Source organism: Segeticoccus sp. (assembly GCF_035708005.1).
Genome location: NZ_DASSTI010000086.1, coordinates 1 through 21,425, shown reverse-complemented (window position 1 = coordinate 21,425; position 21,425 = coordinate 1). Strand labels below are relative to the sequence as shown.

Here is a 21,425-nt window from a genome sequence, read left to right as displayed (position 1 = left end):
AGCTCCTGCTCGACCCCTACGCCAAGGCGGTCGACGGCATGGCCGACGGCGACCAGTCGCTGTTCAGCTACGACTTCGACGACCCGAGCGACGACCCGGCGAAGGCGAACGTCCAGGACAGCCTCGGCCACACCATGTACTCCGTCGTCATCAACCCGTTCTTCGACTGGGGCCAGGACCGCCTGCCCCGGCACGAGTACCACGACACGGTGATCTACGAGGCGCACGTCAAGGGCCTCACCGAGCTGCACCCGGACGTCCCCGACGAGGTCCGCGGCACCTACGCCGGCATCGCGCACCCCGTCACCGTCAAGCACCTGCAGGAGCTGGGCGTCACGGCGATCGAGCTGATGCCGGTGCACCAGTTCGTCAACGACACCAGCCTCGTCGACCAGGGTCTGTCCAACTACTGGGGCTACAACACCATCGGCTTTCTCGCCCCGCACAACCGCTACAGCGCCAGCGGCAGCCTCGGCCAGCAGGTCACCGAGTTCAAGACGATGGTCAAGGCCCTGCACGAGGCGGACATCGAGGTGATCCTCGATGTCGTCTACAACCACACCGCCGAGGGCAACCACCTCGGCCCCACCCTGGCCTTCCGCGGCATCGACAACGCCAGCTACTACCGGCTCGTCGACGACGACAAGGCGCACTACTACGACACCACGGGCACCGGCAACAGCATGCTGATGTCCAGCCCGCACGTGCTGCAGCTGATCATGGACTCGCTGCGCTACTGGGTCCTCGAGATGCGCGTCGACGGTTTTCGCTTCGACCTCGCCGCCACCCTCGCCCGCCAGTTCCACGAGGTCGACAAGCTGTCGGCGTTCTTCGACCTCATCCAGCAGGACCCGGTCATCTCCCAGGTCAAGCTGATCGCCGAGCCGTGGGACCTCGGCGACGGCGGCTACCAGGTCGGCAACTTCCCCCCCATGTGGACCGAGTGGAACGGCCGCTACCGCGACACCGTCCGCGACTTCTGGCGCGGCAAGCCCTCGACGCTGGGTGAATTCGCCTCCCGCATCACCGGTTCCAGCGACCTCTACGAGCAGTCCGGGCGCCGACCGATCGCCTCGATCAACTTCGTCACCGCGCACGACGGCTTCACCCTGCGCGACCTGGTCTCCTACAACGACAAGCACAACGAGGCCAACGGCGAGGACAACAAGGACGGGGAGAGCAACAACCGGTCCTGGAACTGCGGCACCGAGGGCCCGACCAAGGACAAGAAGGTCCTCGCCCTGCGCAGCCAGCAGCAGCGCAACTTCCTCACCACGCTGCTGCTCAGCCAGGGTGTGCCGATGATCTCCCACGGCGACGAGCTCAGCCGCACCCAGGGCGGCAACAACAACGTCTACTGCCAGGACAACGAGATCTCCTGGATCGACTGGGACCTCGACGAGGACGAGCAGGCACTCCTCACGTTCACCACCAAGCTCATCGCGCTGCGCCTGGAGCACCCGGCCTTCCACCGGCGCCGGTTCTTCGCCGGCGACGCCGCGCACGGCGGCGCCAGCTCCCTCGGCGACATCGAGTGGTTCGCCCCGAACGCCGAGGAGATGGACGAGCTCGACTGGCGCAACGGCTACGCCCGCACGATCATGGTCTTCCTCAACGGCAAGGCCATCCCCGAGCCGGACATCCGCGGCCGCGAGGTCACCGACGACGACTTCCTCCTGTTGTTCAACGCGCACAGCGAGCCGGTCGAGTTCACCCTCCCTCCGGTGGAGTATGCCGTCTCGTGGGTTGTCGAGATCGACACCAGTGCCAACGCCCCGGCTGACGAGGACCAGGTCTGGGAGCCGGGTTCGGTGCACGCCGTCCCGGGCCGGTCGATCGTGGTGCTGCGTGACGTGGGCGCCGAGGAGGAGTGAGCGTCAGGCGGCGCACGCCTCGCGGGCCAGCGCGGTCAGCCGCGAGATGGCCCGGTGGTACTTCTTGCGGTAGCCGCCGCGCAGCAGCTCCGGTGTGAACAGCTCCGAGAGGGGCACGCCGCTGGAGAAGACCGGCACGTCGCGGTCGTAGAGCCGGTCGGCGAGTACGACGAGGCGCAGCGCCACGTTCTGGTCGCTGACCGGCTGAACCCCTCGCCAGCCCACCGCGTCGACGGCCTCGAGCAGCACGCCGTAGCGGCTCGGGTGCACCTTGGCGAGGTGGTCCAGCAACGCCGGGAAGTCATCGAGCACCCCTCCCGCCCCGGCCACCCGCTGCGCGAGGTCCTCGTCGGCGAGCGGTGGCGGCGCCTCGGGCAGTCCCCGGTGCCGGTAGTCCTCGCCGTCGATGGTCAGCACCTCGAACCGCGAGGAGAGCGCCTGGATCTCGCGTAGGAAGTCCTCGGCGGCGAACCGGCCCTCCCCCAGCGCCCCCGGCAACGTGTTGGAGGTGGCGGCAAGGGACACCCCGGCCTCCGACAGCCGCGTCAGCAGCGTCGACATGAGCACCGTGTCGCCCGGGTCGTCCAGCTCGAACTCGTCGATGGCCACGAGCTGGTGGTCGCGCAGCGCCTCGACGGTCCGGGCGAACCCCAGCGCCCCGACGAGGTTGGTCAGCTCGACGAAGGTGCCGAACACCTTCGGCTCCGGGGCCGCGTGCCACAGGCTGGCCAGCAGGTGCGTCTTGCCGACGCCGAAGCCGCCGTCGAGGTAGACGCCCTGCGCGGGTTCGTCCTTGCGGCGGAACCAGCGCCGCCGGCCGGTGGGCTGGGAGGCGAGCTTCCCGGCATACCGCTCCAGGGTCTCCACGGCGGCACGCTGGCTGGGCTGGTCGGGGGCGGGGTGGTAGGTGCCGAACCGCTCGGCATCGAACCGGGGCGGGGGCACCAGCTCGGCCACCAGGCGCTCCGGCCGCACCTGTGGCCAACGGTCCGCGAGCGGCGTCTGGTCCAGGGCAGCGTGGGGCACGCCTGCAGGATAGTTCTGTGGCGTTCAGCGGCGACGTCGGAGGAGCCGCGAGAGGGATCAGCGGCGACGTCGGACGAGCCACGAGAGGGATCAGCGGCGACGTCGGAGGAGCCGCGAGACCGGTCAGGTGTCAGGATGCTGGCATGCGCCTGCTCCTCAACGCTGCCGGCGACCCGGCACCCGGCCCCCTGGACGACGAGGCACTCACCCGGCTCTACCGCCACCCGCAACCCCATGACCGGCCGTGGGTACGGGCGAACTTCGTCTCCACCCTCGACGGTGCGGCGCAGGGGGAGGACGGGCGCTCGGGCACGATCAACACCGCGTCCGACCGGGCCGTGTTCCAGCTCATGCGGGCACTCACCGACGTCGTCCTCGTGGGTGCTGGGACGGCCCGCGTGGAGGGCTACAAGCCGCCGGTCACGAGCAAGCGCTGGCGGGCGGCGCGAGCAGCCGTCGGCCACGAGACGCGGCACCCGGCAATGGCCGTGGTCACCCGATCCGGTGACGTGCCGCCCTTGCTCAGCGAACAGCGGGAGAGCGCCGGCGACGTCTACCTGCTCACCTGTGACCGGGCGCCCGGCAAGGCGGTGGAACTCGCGCGGGAGGCGCTCGGCGACGACCGAGTCGTGGTGACCGGCGGGGACAGCGTCGACCTCCCGGACGCCCTGCAGCAGCTCGCCACGCGCGGCCTCGGCCGGGTGCTGTGCGAGGGCGGCCCCCACCTCACCCACGACCTCGTCGCCAGCGGCGCGCTCGACGAGCTGTGCCTCACCTTGTCCCCCAAGCTCATCGCCGGGGAGCACCTGCGCGTGCTGGCCGGACCGGACCTCGACCTGGACCTCGTCCCGTGGACCCTGATCGAGGCCGACGCCACGCTCATCGGCCGGTGGGTGCGCTCCGACCGCACGGACACTGCCACCGCCTGACCGGCTCGCTCCCCACACCGGAAGGACACCCGTGACCGACCTGCGCAAGTCGATCGGCCTCGCGCCCCTCGTCGCCCTCGGCGCCGCCGGCGTCGTGGGGACGAGCTGGATCTACACCAACGGCAAGTTCTTCACGCTCTACGGTGCGGGCGGGGAGATCTTCGGTCTCGCCGTGGCGGCGGTGTTCGCCTCGTTCGTCGCCATCTCCTACGGCGAGCTGGCCTCGACGATTCCGCGGGCCGGCGGCGAGGTCGTCTACGCCTACGCCGCCTACAACCGCCCCATGGCGTTCACCGCCGGCTGGCTGCTGATCGGCGCCTACGTCAGCTCCCTCGCCTTCTACGTCACCGCGTTCGGCTACCTGCTGAAGGACGTCTTCCCCGGCCTGGAATCCGTCCCCCTTTGGACCATCAACGGCACCACGGTGCACCTGCCGGTGCTGGCCATCGGGGTCCTGCTGGCACTCGCCGTGTTCGGGCTGAACTGGTACGGCGTCTCCCTCGGCGCCACCGTGCAGCTGGTGCTCTTCGGCGTGATGATCGTGCTCGGCCTCGCGCTGGTCGTCGTCGGCTTCGCGCACGGCTCCCCCAGCAACTTCTGGCCGCCCTACGCACCCCACTCGAACGCCGTCGGCCAGACCATCCGCTTCATCCTGCCCGGCATGACCTTTCTCACCGGCTTCGGCCTCGTGGCCATCCTCGCCGAGGACGCGAAGATGCCGCCCCGCCGCATCGGCCGCGCCGTCGTGCTCAGCGTGGTGCTGGCGGCCGCGTTCTACTGCCTCGTGCTGCTGTCCTCGGCCTGGGTGATCCCGTGGGAGAAGACGGCCCTGATGGACAAGGGCACGATCGACGCCTTCCGCAGCGCGGGTTTCGGGGTGCTCGGCTGGGCCGCCTACGCCATCGCGGTCCTGGGCCTGCTGACCAGCTTCGTCGGGCTGTTCGTCGCGACCTCGCGGATCCTCATCGCCATGGGCCGCGCCGGACTGCTGCCCGCCGCGCTCGGCCGGGTGCACGGCTCACGGGCCACGCCCGGGCCCGCCCTCGTCTTCACCCTGGTGATCACGCTGGCGCTCGGCTGGCTCGGCACCGGCGCCATCACCTGGTTCCTCGACACCGGCGGGGTCTACATCGGGCTGGCGTGGACGATCGGTGTCCTCTGCGTCTACCGCCTCCCCCGGCGCTTCCCGTGGCTCGAGCAGCCCTACCGCGTCCGCGCCCGGTTCCTGCCCGGGATCGGCGCGGTCGTGGCGGTGCTCGTCATCGCCTTCAGCCTGTGGCCGGGCACCGACCTGTCCATCGCCTGGCCGCAGGAGTACCTCATCCTCGGCATCTGGCTGGTCGTGGGGCTGGTGCTCTACCTGGGCACGCGGCGCCAGGACGACCGGGAGGCCCGCCGTACCCTGCTGGGGCCCTACTACGAGGTGACCTTCGGCGAGCGGCGCCTGCGCCGACGCAAGCAACGGGAGCGCGCCCGCCGCTGAATCACCCGCGGGCGGTGAGGAAGTCGCGGACGACGCCATCCCAGCGCTCGGGGTCGACGTTCCACTCCTTGGTATGCCGTGCGCCCCAGTCGGTCTCGAACCGCACCAGGTCCGGGCGCCGGCGGGCGAGCTCCGCCGACGGGCCGCACGGCACGAACTCATCGGCCTCGGAGTGGATCAGCAGGGTCGGCCGGTCCAGCTCGTCGGCGCGGGCGACCCAGTTGGTCTTGGCCACGTCGATCGGCTCGTGCACCCCCACCAGCCGGCGGGTGGCCGGCCGGCCGATCAGGACCCGGCTGAGCGACTCCACAGGCAGCGGCACCTTGTTGATCCGTGCCTGGTGGCGCAGCACGTCCGCCCAGTCGATGACCGGCGCGTCGAGCACGATGCTGCTCACCCGCTCCGACAGCCACGACCGGTCGAGCGTCTGCAGGACGATCGCTCCCCCGGCCGACCACCCGACCAGGACGATCTCCTGCGCACCGTGCCGGACGGCATACAGCATGGCGGCCTCGACGTCACGCCACTCGGACAGGCCGAGGTTGTGCCGCCCGTCCCGGCTCGGCGGAGCGCCGACGTCATTGCGGTAGTGCGGGATCAGGCAGGTGAGCCCCAGGCCGTGCAGGACCGGCACCGCGCGCAGGCACTCGTCGCGCCGGGCCCCGCGCCCGTGCACGAGCACGGCCCACCGGCCGCTCCCCCCGCCATCCGGTCCGGCCGGGCCACCGGCGGGCGGGACCAGCCAGGTCGGGAGGTCGCCGACGTCCGACGTGACGACGACGTCCTCGGTGGGCAGGCCGAGGGAGAGCTGCGGGCTGCCGGCGAAGTAGTACTGGTTCCAGCGAGCACCGCCGGGATCGAGCACCCCGCGGTCCACCCCGTGCAGGGTCCGCGTCACGCTCCCCGCAGCCTGGCCGGCCACGACCTCCCCGAGCCGGGCGTGCCCCTCGCCGCCCTGCAGCCACAGCCCGTACTGCCCCGGCGCCACCGTGTCCTCGTTGGCGTCGAGCGTGACCGTCCCGCCGGCACGGTCCACCGCGCGCACGACGACGTTGTCCGGCTTGTCCACGTCCGGAGTCACGACCTTGCGGGCGAAGTAGGTTGCCAGTCCGAGGGACCCGACACCGACCGCACCAAGGCCACCCAGGCCGACACCGGCTGCCGCCTTGGCGGCGAGGGCGAGGCCGCGGTGTCGCTCGTGTTGTCTCACCCGCGCATCCTCGCAGGTCATAGGGTTCCGGCATGGAGCTGCCCATCGACCTGCCCGTCAGCCCGATGCTCGCCAAGGCCGTGCCGGACGTGCCGGCCGCCGACTCGGTGGCCGGCGGACTGTCCTACGAGCCGAAGTGGGATGGCTTCCGGTGCATCGTGCTGCGGGACGGTGACGAGGTGGAGCTCGCCAGCCGCGGCTCCAAGCCGCTCACCCGCTACTTCCCGGAGGTCGTCGACGCCGTCCGGCAACACCTGCCGCGGCGCTGCGCCGTGGACTGCGAAGTGGTCGTGCGCGCCGGGGAGCCGGGCGCACAGCGGCTCGACTGGGAACGCCTCAGCCAGCGCATCCACCCCGCGGCGTCACGGATCACCAAGCTCTCCAAGGAGACTCCCGCCGAGCTGGTCTGCTTCGACGTGCTCGCCCTCGGCGCCGAGAGCCTGATGGCCGCACCCTTCGAGCGGCGCCGGGACCGGCTCGAGGAGGCGCTCGACGGGCTGGCCACAGACGCCTCCGTCCACCTGACCCGCGTCACGCGCGACCGCGACCTCGCCGTCGACTGGTTCCAGCGGTTCGAGGGCGCGGGGCTGGACGGCGTGGTCGCCAAGCCGCTGCGGCTCACCTACCAGCCGGGCAAGCGCGTCATGCTCAAGATCAAGCACTCGCGGACCGCTGAAGCGGTCGTCGTGGGCTACCGGATCCACAAGTCCGGCATCGGTGTCGGCTCCCTGCTCCTGGGCATGTATGACGACCAGGGCCACCTGTTCAACGTCGGCGGCATCTCCGCGTTCACCATGACGCGCCGGGCGGAGCTGGTCGACGAACTCGAGCCCTGGGTCGCCCGTGACGACGCCGGCAACGCCCTCCACGGGGAGACCGACCGGTCCCGGTTCAGCGCGAACAAGGACGTGAGCTTCGTCCGGCTACGTCCCGAGCGCGTCGTCGAGGTGAAGTTCGACCAGATGGAGGGCCTGCGGTTCCGCCACGCGGTCACGTTCCTGCGGTGGCGCCCCGACCGTGACCCGGAGTCGTGCACACTCGAGCAGGTCGACCGTGCCGTCGCCTACGACCTCGGCGACGTGCTCCAACGGTGACGCGAGCCGGTCCGGCATACCGCGTCGCTCGCTCGCACCCCGCCAGCACGAGTTGACTCTTTCCTGACCGGACTAGGCACGAATCTTGACCGAACACCGGTGATTTCACGGTGGTTTCGGCGCCACGCGCGGCGCACAGTGGTCTGCGCTCGGGGCCCTCCGTGAACCGGAAAGAAGGTCGATCCATGCGCAAGAGCGCATTCCTCGCCGTGACCACCGCACTCGCCACGGCCACCTCCCTGGCAGCCCTCACCCCGGCGGTCGCCGCACCGTCGCCGACGGGTCAGGCGCACGCCGCGCGGGTGTGTGCCCTGCCCACCCCGGGCAACGCCTCCTGCCACGCCCTGGTCCGGACCAATGCCAAGGGCAAGCCCACCGCGACCTCGACACCGACCGGCTACGGTCCGGCCGACCTGCAGTCCGCCTACCACCTCGCCGGCGCCACATCCGGTGGTCGGACCGTGGCGATCGTCGATGCCTACGACGACCCGACGGCCGAGCAGGACCTCGCGACCTACCGCTCGCACTACGGGCTGCCGCCGTGCACCACGGCGAATGGCTGCTTCACCAAGGTGAACCAGCGCGGGACGAGCGCGCCGCCGCGCAAGGACGCCGGTTGGGCACAGGAGATCTCGCTCGACCTCGACATGGTGTCGGCGACCTGCCCGGACTGCCACATCCTGTTGGTCGAGGCCGACTCCGCGTCGTTCGCCAACCTCGGCGCGGCGGTTCAGACCGCCGCGAGCTGGCCGGGCGTCGTGGCGATCTCCAACAGCTACGGCGGCAGCGACGCCTCGGACGCCACCTACGGCAGGTACTACGACCACCCGGGCATCGCTGTGACCGCGTCCACCGGGGACAACGGCTACCAGGGTGGCTCCTACCCCGCCTCGTCGTCCTACGTGACGGCCGTGGGCGGCACCAGCCTGCACACCGCCTCGAACGCCCGCGGCTGGAGCGAGACGGTCTGGTCCGGAGCAGGCTCCGGTTGCTCGACCTACAACACAGCGCTGCCCGACGCAGCCGGCTACGACACCGGCTGCAGCAAGCGAGCCATGGCGGACGTCTCGGCCGTGGCCGACCCCTACACCGGGGTGGCGGTCTACGACTCGACCGCCTACCGCGGATCGTCCGGCTGGATGACGTTCGGCGGTACGAGCGCGTCGGCCCCGATCATCGCATCGGTCTACGCCCTGTCGGGCAAGACAGCCGGCTACGCGAACGCCTATCCGTACCAGAACTCCTCGGCGCTCAACGACGTGACGAGCGGCTCGAACGGCTCCTGCCCGACCACGCAGTGGTGCACGGCCCGCAGCGGTTGGGACGGGCCGACCGGGCTCGGCACGCCCAACGGCGTCTCCGCGTTCTGACCCACCGATTGGGGTGGTGCCCGGCCGCGACGGCCGGGCACCACCTCAGACGCGGGCGGGCGACGCCGGAGCGCCGCCTCCCTCTGGCGCGGTTCGGGACAGCAGCGCATGGAGTGCCTCGCGGTCCGCATCGGAGGGAACCCCCCAACCGGGCTCGTAGCCGTAGACCTCACGGATCGATCGCCCGGACCTGGTGCCGTCGAGCAGCTCGATGTCGTCGGCGGTGACCAGTCCCGGGTGGTAGACGCCACACGCCTCGGACACCTTGACCAGGTCCCGCCGTAGGGTGCGCACGTAGTTGGCCAGTCGCACCGACTTCAGCGTCGGGTCCAGTCCCCGGGTCAGCCACGGGTCCTGCGTGGCCACGCCCGTGGGACACCGGTCGGTGTGGCACCGCTGCGACTGGATGCACCCGACCGACAGCATCGCCTCCCGCGCGACGTTCACCATGTCGCAGCCCAGGGCGAAGGCCACCATGGCGTTGTCGGGCAGCCCGAGCTTGCCCGAGCCGACGAACGTCACGCGGTCGGTGAGCCCGGCGCGAGCGAACCGTGAGTAGACGCGGGCGAACCCCACCCGGAACGGCAACGACACCGAGTCACTGAACGTGAGCGGCGCCGCCCCGGTCCCACCTTCGCCGCCGTCGACCGTGATGAAGTCGACGCCACGACCGCTGGTCGCCATCTCGTGGACGAGGTTCTCCCAGAACCGGTCCGCCCCGACTGCCGACTTGATCCCCACCGGCAGTCCCGTCTCGCTGGCGAGCAGCTCGACCCAGTCGAGCATGCTGTCGACGTCGCTGAACTCCGCGTGCCGGGACGGGCTGATGCACGTCTGCCCCACCGGGACGCCACGCGCCTCTGCGATCGCCGGTGTGACCTTCACACCCGGCAGCACCCCACCGAGGCCCGGCTTGGCGCCTTGGCTCAGCTTGATCTCGATGGCGCGCACCGGGGCACCGGCGACGAGCTCCTTCAGCCGCGCGAGGTCGAAGCGCCCCTGCTCGTCGCGACAGCCGAAGTAGGCCGTGCCGATCTGGAAGACGAGGTCGCCGCCCTGGCGGTGGTGGCGGGAGAGACCGCCCTCCCCCGTGTTCTGCACCGCGTCACAGATCGCGACACCGCGGTTGATCGCCTCGACCGCCTGCGCCGACAGCGAGCCGTAGCTCATGGCCGAGACGTTCACCACGGAGTTCGGCCGGAAGGCCTTGGCTCGCCCCCGGGCCGCGCCGAGCACCTTGGCCGACGGTAGCCAGACCTCCTCGCCGGCGTGGATGCCCGAGGGCGGAACCACTGAGGAGAAGGTTCGCTGCTTGATGATCGGGTAGCCGGCGGTGTGCTCGAGGTCGTTGTCCGTGCCGAAGCCGAAGTAGTTGTTCTCCATCTTGCTCGAGGCGTAGACCCAGCGCCGCTGGTCGCGGCTGAACGGGCGTTCCTCGTCGTTGGAGGTGACGATGTATTGCCGCAGCTCGGGTCCGATCGACTCCAGCAGGTAGCGGAAGTGCCCGATCACCGGGAAATTCCACAACAGGGCATGTTTGCGTTGCAGCACGTCGAAGGCGGCGACGCCTCCGGTCGCCAGGAGCGGCAGGGCACTGAGGCTGGCTCGGATCCACTTCATGGACGGCAGTTTGCCGACACTGCCGGCGGAGTGCATGCCCGGCCGGCACGACCGCAGCGCAGGATGGGTGGCCCAACCCCTTGTCACGGACGTCCGCCCCCCGCTATTTTCCAATTGCACATCCTGACCTTGGCTTCTCACTATTTGAAGAGCACGAAAGGCAGTGTCTATGCGGGACGGACCAACGGGGCTCCTGACAGGGATTCGCGTTCTGGAGTTGGGCAACTTCGTGGCAGCGCCCTTCGCCTGTCGCCTCTTCGCGGACTTCGGTGCGGATGTCATCAAGATTGAGCGGCCGGGCGCCGGTGACGAGGTGCGGCACTGGCGGATGACCCGCGGCAGCACCTCGATGATGTTCCGCACCCTCGCCCGCAACAAGCGCTCGGTCACGATCGACCTGAACTCCCCGAGCGGCCGGGACCTCGTGCTCGAGCTCGTCGCACAGGCGGACGTGGTGGTGGAGAACTTCCGACCGGGAACGCTGGAACGGTGGGGTCTCGGGCCAGAAGCGCTCCAGGAACGGAACCCCGACGTGGTGCTGGTGCGCATCTCCGGATACGGCCAGACGGGACCGCGCAAGGACGAGGCCGGCTTCGGAAGCGCAGCTGAGGCATTCGGCGGGCTGCGCTACATCACCGGTAGCCCTGACGGCGAGCCGGTCCGGCCGGCCGCCAGCATGGCCGACACGGTCGCCGGGCTGTACGGCGTCATCGGGGCGCTGATGCTCCTGCTGCGCAAGGCCCGTGGTCCTTCCCTCGGCGACAGCCCTCACGTCGTCGATGTCGCTCTCTATGAGGCGGTCTTCTCCCTCCTGGAGTCCCTCGTCCCGGACTACGACGCCTACGGGATCGTCCGTGAGCGCAGCGGCGGCCGCCTGCCGGGCGTCGTTCCCACGGGCGACTACCCCTGCCTCGACGGCAAGTCGGTGATCATCGGGGGGAACGCCAACGGCGTCTTCCGGCGGCTCATGCAGGCGATCGGACGCGATGACCTCGCGGTGGACCCCCGGCTGCAGGACGGCGACGGCCGCGCCCGCCACGAGGAGGAGATCGAGGGCGCCATCACGACGTGGACCTCCTCTCAAGATGTGAACTCGGCCCTGAAGGTCCTGGCCGACGCCCGGGTCCCGTCTGCGCCGGTGTATGACGCCGCCCAGATCGCTCGCGACGAGCACTACCTCGCGCGGGGAATGGTGCGCAGGGCCACCGTGAGCATCGACGACGAACCGGAGGAGATCCGCTTTCCCGGAGTCGTCCCGGTGCTTCCCGGCCAGGAGGGCCAGCTGCGGTGGGTCGGGCCCGAGCTGGGAGCCCACACCGACGAGGTCCTGCACGAGGTGCTCGGCGCCGACCAAGCACGGATCCAGTCCCTTCGAGAGGCAGGCGTGATCTGAGGATGCGTATCGAACTGACCGAGGTCGTCCTGCGCGACGGGCTGCAGGACCAACCGCTCCTCGTGCGAACTGCGGACAAGATTCAGCTGGGCCACGCTCTGACCGACGCCGGGATCTCGCGTCTGGAAGCGGTCTCCTTCGTCCATCCGGCGAAGGTGCCGCAGATGGCCGACGCAGACGAGTTCATGGAGGCCTGGCACGAGCCGCGGGTCCGCACCGTCGGTCTGGCCCTGAACCGGCGGGGCGGGACCCGCGCCGTCGAGGCCGGCGTGGACGAGGTGCGGGTCGCGGTGTCCGCCAGCGAGGGCCACAGCCGGGCGAATGCCGGTCGCCCGACCGCACGAGCGCTGGAGGACGTTGCCGGGGCCGTCAGCGACCACCCCCACGCCGACATCACGGTCGGTATCGCCACCGCCTTCGTGTGCCCCTATGACGGGATGATCCCTCCGCAGCGGCTGGTCGACCTGGTGCTCCGGCTCAAGGAACTCGGTGTCCAGCACGTGGGCCTGGCCGACACGCTCGGCACGGCCACGACGGAAACGGTGATGAGCTCCGTCGAGGCGGTGCTGGAGGCGTGGCCCAACGTGCAGTTGAACCTGCACCTGCACGATGGCCGCGGCCAGGCGCTCACCACGGTCGATGCGGCGATCGAGGCCGGCATCACCCGCTTCGACAGCTCCCTCGCCGGCATCGGCGGATGCCCGTTCGCTCCGGGAGCTGCGGGCAACCTCGATACGGCCACCCTGGTGCGACACCTCCTGGCCCGCGGCCACGACCCGGGTGTGGACCCTGATCGGCTCGCCGGCGCCGACCGGCTCCTGCGCGATGCCCTGGCCCGGGCCACTCCCCTCGAGTCGCGCTCCCACACCACCCCGGGCGCCGAGCAGCAGGAGGTCGTAGACCATGTCTGAAGCGGTCCAAGACCTTCGCCCGCCCGCTGCGAGAACGGACGTGATCTCCTTCCACGGCGTCGGCAAGTCGTTCCGCGCCGAGGACGGAGGTGGCTACACGGCCGTTCGGGACGTCGACCTCTGTGCCCGACACGGGCGCTTCGTCTCCATCGTCGGCCCCAGTGGCTGCGGCAAGTCCACCGTCCTGAACATGGCCGCCGGCCTGCTGGCGCCGACGGTGGGCCGTATCCACTCCTTCGGGGCCACGCTGGAGGGACGGAACTCCCATGCGTCCTACATGTTCCAGCAGGATGCCCTGCTTCCGTGGAAGAACATCATCGACAACGTCGCACTCGGCCTTCGCTTCCGGCACGTCCACAGAGACGAAGCCCGGGCACGCGCCAGCGACTGGCTCGCTCGGGTGGGGCTCTCCCGAGTGGAGCGCAGCTATCCGCACCAGCTCTCCGGGGGCATGCGCAAACGAGCGGCCATCGCGCAGAGCTGGATCGTCGACCCCGACCTGCTGCTCATGGACGAGCCCTTCTCGGCGCTGGACGTGCAGACCCGCAAGATGATGGAGGACGAACTGCTCCAGCTCTGGGGCGAGTCGACCAAGACGGTCCTCTTCATCACGCACGACCTCGATGAGGCGATCTCACTCTCCGACGAAGTCCTGCTCATGTCCGCGGGGCCCGGCAGCACCGTCGTCGCCCGATACGAGATCGATCTGCCGCGGCCCCGCAACCTGCTCGACATCCGAACGACGGACGCGTTCCAAGAGATCTACCTGAGGATCTGGTCGCGGCTGAAGGAAGAGGTGGCCACCAGCTATGCCCGGTCGCAGGAACCGACTCGGAACGGATGACGCCATGACCTCCACAGGCATCTCCTCGACAACAGACCAGGAATCCTCCGTCAGCCAAACCGGCGTCACACAACGGCGGACCCGCGCGCGCTCCGTCCGTTCCCTCGCCCACGGGCGCGGTGGAGTCATCGTCGCACGGGTGCTGCTCATCGCCGCCATCTTCGCCCTGTGGCAGCTCCTGACCAGCACCGGCGTCATGGACCCCTTCTTCTTCAGCAAACCGAGCGACATCTTCGCCCGCGCCTGGGAGTGGTTCCGCACCGGGTACATCCTGGACGACCTGGCCACCACCCTGGAGGAGACAGCGCTCGGCTTCGTCCTGGGCACGCTGCTCGGCCTCGTGGTCGGCTTCGTGCTCGCCCGACTGCAGTGGTTCGCCCGGGTCCTCGATCCGATCATCAAGGCCTTCAACGCCCTCCCGCGGATCGTCCTCGCGCCGATCTTCCTCCTCTGGTTCGGCCTCGGAATGACCTCCAAGGTCGCGCTCGGCGTCACCGTCGTCTTCTTCATCGTCTTCTTCAACGTCTTCCGCGGCGTGCAGGAGGTCGACCAGACCTGCTTGGACAACGTCCACATGCTCGGCGCGTCCGAGGCCCAGAAGTTCCGGCACGTCTACCTGCCCAGCGCTCTGACCTGGATCTTCTCGAGCCTGCACATCAGCATCGGGTTCGCGCTGACCGCCGCGACCGTATCCGAGTACCTGGGCGCCAACCGCGGCGTGGGCTACATCATCGCCCGATCCGAGCTGACCTTCGACACCACCGGCGTCTTCGCCGGGATGCTGATCCTCACCGTCGCGGTCGTCCTGATCGACCTCATCGTGAACCGCGCCGAGTCCTACCTGCTTCGGTGGCAGCCCACTCGTGCCACTGACGAAGCAGGCCAACTCACCTAACCCACCCCACTCCCATCCTTCAGCGGCAGAAAAGGAAACCACCATGCCACGAAGCAAGGCCCACGGGACAGTAGTCCTCGCCGCGACGCTCGCCGCGAGCACCACCATCGCCATCGCCGGCTGCGCCGGCGGAAGCTCCGGCGCCGGACAGCCATCCGGGCAGCAGGGCGCGGCAACGGCCGGCAACAACGCCGCAGCCGGCGGGAACAGCAGCCAGCTCACCATCGCTGTCGGCGGCCAGAGCGCTCTGGTCTACCTGCCCGTGACCCTCGCCCAACAGCTCGGCTACTACAAGCAGGCGGGAGTCGACCCCAAACTGCTCAACTTCGACGGCGGCTCCAAGGCGATCGAGGCCATGCTCGGTGGCAGCGCCCAGATCACCGCGACGTCCTACGACCACGCGATCCAGCTGCAGGGCAAGCACAAGGACGTCTCCTGCTTCGTGAACTACCTCGCACTCCCGAGCCTGGTCCTCGCGGTCTCGCCCAAGCACCGGAACGAGGTGTCGTCGATCGCCGACCTCAAGGGCAAGCCGGTTGGCGTCACCGCTCCGGGGTCGGGCACGGAGTTCTTCCTGGACCACCTGCTCGGCAAGGCCGGGATGAAGTCCGACAGCGTCAGCATCGTCGCGGTGGGCGTCGGATCAACCGCCGTGTCGGCGATGGAACAGGGCAAGGTCTACGCAGCGGTGATGGCCGAGCCCGACGTGACCGTGACCAAGTCCCGCGCGGGAGGTCAGTTGCGGCTGCTCGCCGATGCGCGCACCAAGCAGGGCACCGAGCAAGCGATGGGGGTCTCGAACTACCCGTTCACCTGCCTCACAGCGCCCAACGACTGGCTCAAGCAGAACCCGGACACCGCCAGGAAGCTGGCGTCCGCCATCGTCAAGACGCTGACGTGGATACGGACGCACAACGCGCAGCAGATCGCGGCCAAGATGCCTCCCGAGTTCGTCGGCGACAAGCCGTCCCTCTACGCGAAGGCCGTGAACAACACGAAGCCCGGGTTCGACACGAACGGCGCGGTCACCAAGCAAGGAGCCCAGGCCGTGCTGAAGCAGCTGGTGAGCGGCGGCGTGGTCTCGAACGACATCGACCTGTCCAAGACGTACACCAACCAGTACCTGCCGCAGCAGTGACGCACCCGCTGTACCAGCCGCAGACTGCGCGAGGCCGCTGAAGGGAAGGCCGCATGGGCGAGACACTCACCGAGAAGATCTGGCGCAACCACATCGTCTGGTCCGAGCCGGGCGCCGCCGGCCTGCTCTACATCGACCTGCATCTTCTCCACGAGGTCAACACCCCGATCGCGTTCGAGGGCCTGCGGTCGTCCGGCCGGACGGTGCGGCGACCGGACCTCACCCTCGGAACCGAGGACCACCTCGTCCCCACGGTCGATCTGTTCAAGGTCATCGAGGATCCTGCGATGCGCACGCAGGCCGCCCTGCTGGCCGAGAACTGTGACCGGTACGGCATCGAGGTCTACCGTCGCGGTGACCCCCGCCGCGGGATCGTCCACGTCATCGGGCCGGAGCTGGGTCTGGTCCACCCCGGCATGACCGTGGTCTGCTGCGACTCGCACACCACGACCATGGGCGCCTTCGGAGCCTTGGCGTTCGGCATCGGCACCTCGCAGGTCGAGCACGTCCTGGCCACCCAGACCCTCTCCCTGGCCCGTCCGAAGACCATGCGGGTGACCGTGACCGGCCAGCTTGCGCCCGGGGTCACCGGCAAGGACCTCATCCTCGCCCTGATCGCGCGGATCGGCACCGCCGGCGCCCAAGGGCACGTCGTCGAGTACCAGGGGACCGCGATCGAGGCCCTCTCCATGGAGGCGCGCATGACCGTGTGCAACATGACGGTGGAAGCAGGGTCCCGCAGCGGAGTGATCGCCCCGGACGAGAAGACGATCGACTACCTGCGGGGCCGGCCGCACGCCCCCACCGGTCGCGCGTGGGACAACGAGGTCGAGTACTGGCTCGGCCTCAGGACCGACGACGACGCCGAGTTCGACAAGGAGGTCACCCTCGACGGCGACACGATCAGTCCCTTTGTCACCTGGGGCACCAACCCCGCGCAGGCTGTCCCGCTCGACTCCACGGTCCCGGATCCCGCGTCGATGACCGATCCCGTGGAACGCGCGGCGGCCGAGCGGGCCCTCGCCTACATGGACCTCGAGCCCGGCACGTCCCTGCGCGACATACCGATCGACGCGGTCTTCGTCGGCTCGTGCACGAACGGCCGGATCGAGGACCTCCGAGCCTCGGCCGAGGTCCTCCGCGGCCGGCGCGTGGCCCCGGGGGTGGCGTTCTACCTCGTCCCCGGCTCGGACGCCGTCCGCGAGCAGGCGGTTGCCGAGGGCCTGGAGGAGATCTTCACCGCGGCAGGCGTCCAGCTGCGGACGTCGGGGTGCTCCCTGTGTGCGGCAGTCAACGAGGACCGGCTGAGCCCGGGCCAGCGCGCCGCCTCGACCAACAACCGCAACTTCGAGGGACGACAGGGCAAGGGCGCACGCACCCACGTCGTCTCCCCCGCCGTCGCAGCTGCCAGCGCCGTCGCTGGCAGGCTCGCGGCGCCGAGTGACGTGGGGTGCTGATGGAGAAGTTCACCGTCCACACCGGACAGGCAGCCCCGTTGCGGATGAGCAATGTGGACACCGACCAGATCATGCCGGTCCGCTTCCTCACCCGGCTCACCAAGGCTGGGTACGGCCAGGACCTCTTCGCGGACTGGCGCGACGACGCAGGCTTCGTGCTCAACCGTTCGCCCTACGACACGGCGACGATCCTTGTTGCGGGAACGGACTTCGGCACGGGATCCTCACGAGAGGGCGCGGTCTATGCGCTCATCGACTACGGCTTTCGTGCCGTGGTCGCTCCCCGTTTCGGGGACATCTTCACCGGGAACGCCTACGAGAACGGTCTGTTGCCGGTCGTCCTCCCCGCCCCTGTGGTCGAGGAGCTGTGGGATCTGCTCGAGCGGGATCCCGCCGTGCCGGTCACGGTGGACCTCGAGGAGTGCGTGGTCCGCGCCGGGGACCTCGAGGCTCACTTCACCGTCCCCGCGGAGGCTCGGGAGCGGCTGCTGTCCGGTCACGACGCGATCGCCCTCACCCTGATCCACGAGGACGCCATTCTCGCGTACGAGGCGACGCGTCGCCCCGCCCTCCCCACGACGACCCGCTGGTGGACCGTCCCCGGAATCGGTCCGCGACGTCCGCCGTGAGGTAACGCATCCCTGCGGCGCTAGGCGCCCTGCCAGTTCTTCGGGTTCTTCTTGCTGGGCTGCACGCGGGGCGGCTCCCCCGGCATCTTCGGATAGTCCGGCGGGAACGGCATCTCCCCGAGCCTCCGCTCCTGGACGTCCTTGTCCCACAAGGCGATAGCGGAACTGACATCGCCGATAGCGTCGTCGATCCCGGCCCACGCATCACCTTGGGTGGCGAGGAGCTGCGGGACGGTGCGGACCGTGAACGCCTGCGGCTCCACCGCACGCAGCTCGTCCCAGGCCACGGGTGTCGACACCGGCGCGCCGGCCAGCGGCCGCGGGGAGTAGGCCGCGGCGATGGTTCGGTCGCGGCAGGCCTGGTTGAAGTCGACGAAGACCTTCTCGCCCCGCTCCTCCTTCCACCACGCCGAGGTGACGAGCTCCGGCATACGACGCTCGAGCTCACGCGCGATGCCGATGACGCCGTGCCGCACGTCCAGGAACTCGTGCGTCGGCTTGACCCGGCAGTAGACGTGCACTCCCCGGTTGCCGCTCGTCTTGGCCCACGGCGTGAGGCCCAGTTCCTCGAGCAGCGCCTTCAGTCCGTATGCCGCCTCGACCGCATCCGTGAACCCACGCCCCGGCTGCGGGTCGAGGTCGATGCGCAGCTCATCGGGGTTGTCGTTGTCCTCCGCGCGCACCGGCCACGGGTGGAAGGTGACGGTGTTCATCTGCACCATCCAGACCACCGTGGCGATCTCGTCGGCGACCAGCTGCGGGTGACGCCGCCCCGACGGGTAGGTGCACATCACGGTCCGCGCCCACTCCGGCGCGCCGCGGGGTGGGTTCTTGGAGAAGAACTCCTCGCCCTCGATGCCGTTCGGGAAGCGCTGCAGGGTGACCGGCCGGTCGCCGACCGCGCGCAACAGTCCGTCCTGCACGGCCACGACGTAGTCGGCCAGCTCGCCCTTGGTGATCCCGGCCTGCGGCCACATGACCCGGTCCGGACTCGACACCCGCACCTTCCGGACCGTCCCGTCGAGCCCCGGCAGCTCCAGCGTCCTCGCGTCTGCGCTCACCGGGCCGAGCCTGCCACATCTCGCCGCACGAGTTTGCCGAGTCTTGACGCGCTGCTCCCTTCCGGTGGTCGCGGCAGCGGCTCTAGAGTCACGATCCATGCCAGCACTCACCCTGCCTGCTCCCCGTCTGCGCCGCTGGGCGATCCTCGCGGCCCCCCTCCTCGGCGTCGGCTGCCTGGCTGCCGTCGCTCCCCCGGCCCACGCCGTCTCCCCCAACGTCGTGGTCTCCGAGGCGTACGGAGGTGGCGGCAACTCCGGCGCCACCTTGACGAATGACTTCATCGAGCTGTTCAACCTCGGCGACAGCGCGGTCGACCTGTCCGGGTGGAAGGTCGCCTACTGGCCCTCGAGATGGGGGCCGTCCGACCCGCCCTACGCAACCACACCACTCACGGGCAACCTCGGTGCCGGGCGGCACTACCTGGTGCAGGAGGCCGACGGCAGCGGGGGCACCGAGGCGCTGCCCACCCCGGACGCGACCGGGACCATCGCCATGTCGGGCAGTGCCGCGGCAGTCGGCGTGCTGGACGCAGCCGGCAACCTGGTGGACCTGGTCGGCTGGGGCAGCGCAGGTCGCTACGAGAAGGCCCCCGCACCGGCGACGGGCAACACCACCTCCGTGGCGCGCAAGAGCGCCTGCTACGACACCGACAACAACGCCACCGACTTCACCGTCGGCACGCCCAGCCCGGAGAACACCGACTCGACCGTCGTCGACTGCTCCACGGCCCCGCCGCCGCCCACCACAGACGCAACCGTCGCCGAGATCCAGGGCGCGAGCCACCTGTCTCCGTTGCGCGGCAAGAACGTCACGAACGTGCCCGGCGTGGTGACCGCGAAGACCAGCGACGGCTTCTACCTGCAGTCCACCGAGCCGGACGACAATCCGGCGACCAGTGAGGGCATCTACGTGTTCGGGAAGGGCGCCGCCAGTTCGGTGGCCGTCCGCGACCGTGTCACCGTGGACGGGTCCGTGGCCGAGTACCGGCCCGGTGGCGCGAAGGACAACCTCACCACCACCGAGATCACCGGGCCGACGGTGACGGTGGAGTCCCACCACAACCCGTTGCCCGCCCCGGCCGTAATCGGCAAGGACCGCATCGCCCCACAACACACCGTGTATGCCGGAAGCCCGGGCTCGGTCGAGTACGCGGGTGTGGCCTTCGACCCGGAGACCAACGCCATCGACTTCTACGAGTCGATGGAGGGCATGCGCGTCGCGGTCGACGACGCCGAGGCGGTCGGCCCCACCAACAAGTACGGCGAACTGCCGGTCGTGCCCGCGCAGAACGTCGAGGCGCAGCGGAGCATCCACGGCGGGGTGGTCTACAGCGGCTACGACCACCCGAACTCCATGCGGGTCATCGTCACCACCCTCGACTCGAGCCTGCGCACGCCGCGCGCGGACGTCGGCGACGTGCTGGCCGGTGAGACGGTCGGCGTGCTCGACTACAACTTCAGCAACTACATGCTGGAGGCGACGTCGCTCGGCACGCTGAACCCGGCTGGCCTGCAGCGGGAGGTCACCACGCCGCAGACCAACAACCAGCTGGCCGTCGCCACGTTCAACGTGGAGAACCTCGCACCGACCAACCCGTCGGAGAAGTTCGAGCGCCTCGCCGGCCAGATCGTGCACAACCTGAAGAGCCCCGACATCCTCGCCCTGGAGGAGATCCAGGACAACAACGGAGCGCAGGACGACGGGGTCGTCGACTCCTCGACCACCCTGGCCAAGCTGACCGCGGCGATCCGGGCCGCGGGCGGGCCGGCCTACGAGGCGCGCTGGGTCAACCCGGTCAACGACCAGGACGGCGGGCAGCCCGGCGGCAACATCCGCTCGGTCTTCCTCTACCGCCCGGACCGCGACGTGCAGTTCGTCGACCACGCCCCGGGCGACGCGACCACAGCGACCGGGGTCTACACCGAGGACGGCCGGGCCCACCTGACCCACTCCCCTGGCCGCATCGACCCGACCAGCTCGGCGTGGGACGACTCCCGCAAGCCGCTGGTCGGCGAGTTCACCTTCCGTGGCACGACGGTGTTCGCGATCGCCAACCACTTCAACTCCAAGGGCGGCGACGACCCGCTGTTCGGCAAGTGGCAGCCGCCGGAGCGGTTCTCCGAGCCCCAGCGGCACCAGCAGGCGCACGAGGTCCGCGACTTCGTCGACGGGTTGCTCTCGGCGGACCCCTCGGCCAACGTCGTGGTGCTCGGCGACCTCAACGACTTCGAGTTCAGCGAGACCGCCGACATCCTCGTCGGGTCCGGTGACACGAAGCTGACCGACCTGCCGCGCACCCTGGCGCCCGCCGAGCGCTACACCTACGTCTACGAGGGCAACAGCCAGGTGCTCGACCACATCCTGCTCAGCCCGGCACTCACGGTGGCTCCCCCGGGAGCCAAGCACCCGGCATACGACTACGACGTGGTGCACACCAACAGTGAGTTCCACGACCAGGACTCCGACCACGACCCGCAGGTCGTGCGGCTG

17 protein-coding genes and 1 pseudogene are annotated in these 21,425 nt (G+C 69.8%); 14 read left to right on the top strand and 4 right to left on the bottom strand.

Going from position 1 to position 21,425, the window contains the following annotated elements; all coding sequences use genetic code 11:
- The coding region (glgX, locus tag VFL99_RS09435; RefSeq protein ID WP_325106094.1) for a glycogen debranching protein GlgX at nt 1-1,874 on the top strand (1,874 nt) is incomplete at its 5' end.
- A gap of 3 nt (nt 1,875-1,877) precedes the next feature.
- Here glgX and zapE read toward each other — a convergent pair.
- A complete protein-coding gene (zapE, locus tag VFL99_RS09430) occupies nt 1,878-2,900 on the bottom strand; it encodes a cell division protein ZapE (RefSeq protein WP_325106093.1) in 1,023 nt (340 codons plus the stop codon).
- A 143-nt stretch (nt 2,901-3,043) separates the two neighbouring features.
- Here zapE and VFL99_RS09425 point away from each other — a divergent pair, with 143 nt between their 5' ends.
- From VFL99_RS09425 to VFL99_RS18350, 3 genes and pseudogenes are all read left to right on the top strand, one after another.
- Entirely contained in the window at nt 3,044-3,829 is a 786-nt protein-coding gene (locus VFL99_RS09425; RefSeq protein ID WP_325106092.1) for a pyrimidine reductase family protein, read from the top strand.
- Between the two features lie 31 nt (nt 3,830-3,860).
- Nucleotides 3,861-5,156 (top strand): annotated as a pseudogene (locus tag VFL99_RS09420) (APC family permease); the annotation flags it as partial.
- A gap of 96 nt (nt 5,157-5,252) precedes the next feature.
- Nucleotides 5,253-5,312, top strand: a complete 60-nt coding sequence (locus VFL99_RS18350) for a hypothetical protein (protein WP_414713737.1) — start codon at nt 5,253-5,255, stop codon at nt 5,310-5,312.
- Between the two features lies 1 nt (nt 5,313).
- On the opposite strand, the gene VFL99_RS09415 is transcribed toward VFL99_RS18350, so the two are convergent.
- Nucleotides 5,314-6,522 carry an alpha/beta hydrolase gene (locus tag VFL99_RS09415; RefSeq protein ID WP_325106090.1) on the bottom strand — a complete coding sequence of 403 codons (1,209 nt, stop codon included), beginning with the start codon at nt 6,520-6,522 and terminating at the stop codon, nt 5,314-5,316.
- A 32-nt stretch (nt 6,523-6,554) separates the two neighbouring features.
- On the opposite strand from VFL99_RS09415, the gene VFL99_RS09410 reads away from it, so the two are divergent.
- On the top strand, nt 6,555-7,616 hold the full coding sequence (locus tag VFL99_RS09410) for an ATP-dependent DNA ligase (RefSeq protein ID WP_325106089.1): 1,062 nt from the start codon (nt 6,555-6,557) through the stop codon (nt 7,614-7,616).
- A gap of 185 nt (nt 7,617-7,801) precedes the next feature.
- Complete coding sequence (locus tag VFL99_RS09405; RefSeq protein WP_325106088.1) at nt 7,802-8,986, top strand: S53 family peptidase; 1,185 nt, start codon at nt 7,802-7,804, stop codon at nt 8,984-8,986.
- Nucleotides 8,987-9,031: 45 nt separating this feature from the next.
- On the opposite strand, the gene VFL99_RS09400 is transcribed toward VFL99_RS09405, so the two are convergent.
- Nucleotides 9,032-10,606, bottom strand: coding sequence for an FMN-binding glutamate synthase family protein (locus VFL99_RS09400; protein ID WP_325106087.1), 1,575 nt, complete (start codon nt 10,604-10,606; stop codon nt 9,032-9,034).
- Between the two features lie 169 nt (nt 10,607-10,775).
- Here VFL99_RS09400 and VFL99_RS09395 point away from each other — a divergent pair, with 169 nt between their 5' ends.
- The 7 genes from VFL99_RS09395 (at nt 10,776) to leuD (ending at nt 17,873) form a co-directional block, all read left to right on the top strand.
- Entirely contained in the window at nt 10,776-11,999 is a 1,224-nt protein-coding gene (locus VFL99_RS09395; RefSeq protein ID WP_325106086.1) for a CaiB/BaiF CoA transferase family protein, read from the top strand.
- Between the two features lie 2 nt (nt 12,000-12,001).
- Nucleotides 12,002-12,910 (top strand): hydroxymethylglutaryl-CoA lyase, encoded by a 909-nt coding sequence (locus VFL99_RS09390; protein WP_325106085.1) that lies wholly within the window; start codon nt 12,002-12,004, stop codon nt 12,908-12,910.
- Nucleotides 12,911-12,950: 40 nt separating this feature from the next.
- Complete coding sequence (locus tag VFL99_RS09385) at nt 12,951-13,754, top strand: ABC transporter ATP-binding protein (RefSeq protein WP_325106084.1); 804 nt, start codon at nt 12,951-12,953, stop codon at nt 13,752-13,754.
- Between the two features lie 139 nt (nt 13,755-13,893).
- Entirely contained in the window at nt 13,894-14,649 is a 756-nt protein-coding gene (locus VFL99_RS09380; protein ID WP_325106083.1) for an ABC transporter permease, read from the top strand.
- Nucleotides 14,650-14,692: 43 nt separating this feature from the next.
- Entirely contained in the window at nt 14,693-15,787 is a 1,095-nt protein-coding gene (locus tag VFL99_RS09375; RefSeq protein WP_325106082.1) for an ABC transporter substrate-binding protein, read from the top strand.
- Between the two features lie 53 nt (nt 15,788-15,840).
- Nucleotides 15,841-17,244, top strand: coding sequence for a 3-isopropylmalate dehydratase large subunit (gene leuC / locus VFL99_RS09370; RefSeq protein WP_325106081.1), 1,404 nt, complete (start codon nt 15,841-15,843; stop codon nt 17,242-17,244).
- Nucleotides 17,244-17,873, top strand: coding sequence for a 3-isopropylmalate dehydratase small subunit (leuD, locus tag VFL99_RS09365; RefSeq protein WP_325106080.1), 630 nt, complete (start codon nt 17,244-17,246; stop codon nt 17,871-17,873). The genes leuC and leuD overlap by 1 nt, the downstream gene beginning before the upstream one ends.
- 20 nt (nt 17,874-17,893) lie before the next feature.
- Here leuD and ligD read toward each other — a convergent pair whose 3' ends face one another.
- Nucleotides 17,894-18,934: a non-homologous end-joining DNA ligase gene (gene ligD, locus VFL99_RS09360; RefSeq protein ID WP_325106079.1), complete on the bottom strand. Its 1,041-nt coding sequence runs from the start codon at nt 18,932-18,934 to the stop codon at nt 17,894-17,896.
- Nucleotides 18,935-19,031: 97 nt separating this feature from the next.
- On the opposite strand from ligD, the gene VFL99_RS09355 reads away from it, so the two are divergent.
- A partial coding sequence (locus VFL99_RS09355; RefSeq protein ID WP_325106078.1) for a lamin tail domain-containing protein occupies nt 19,032-21,425 on the top strand: 2,394 nt, incomplete at its 3' end.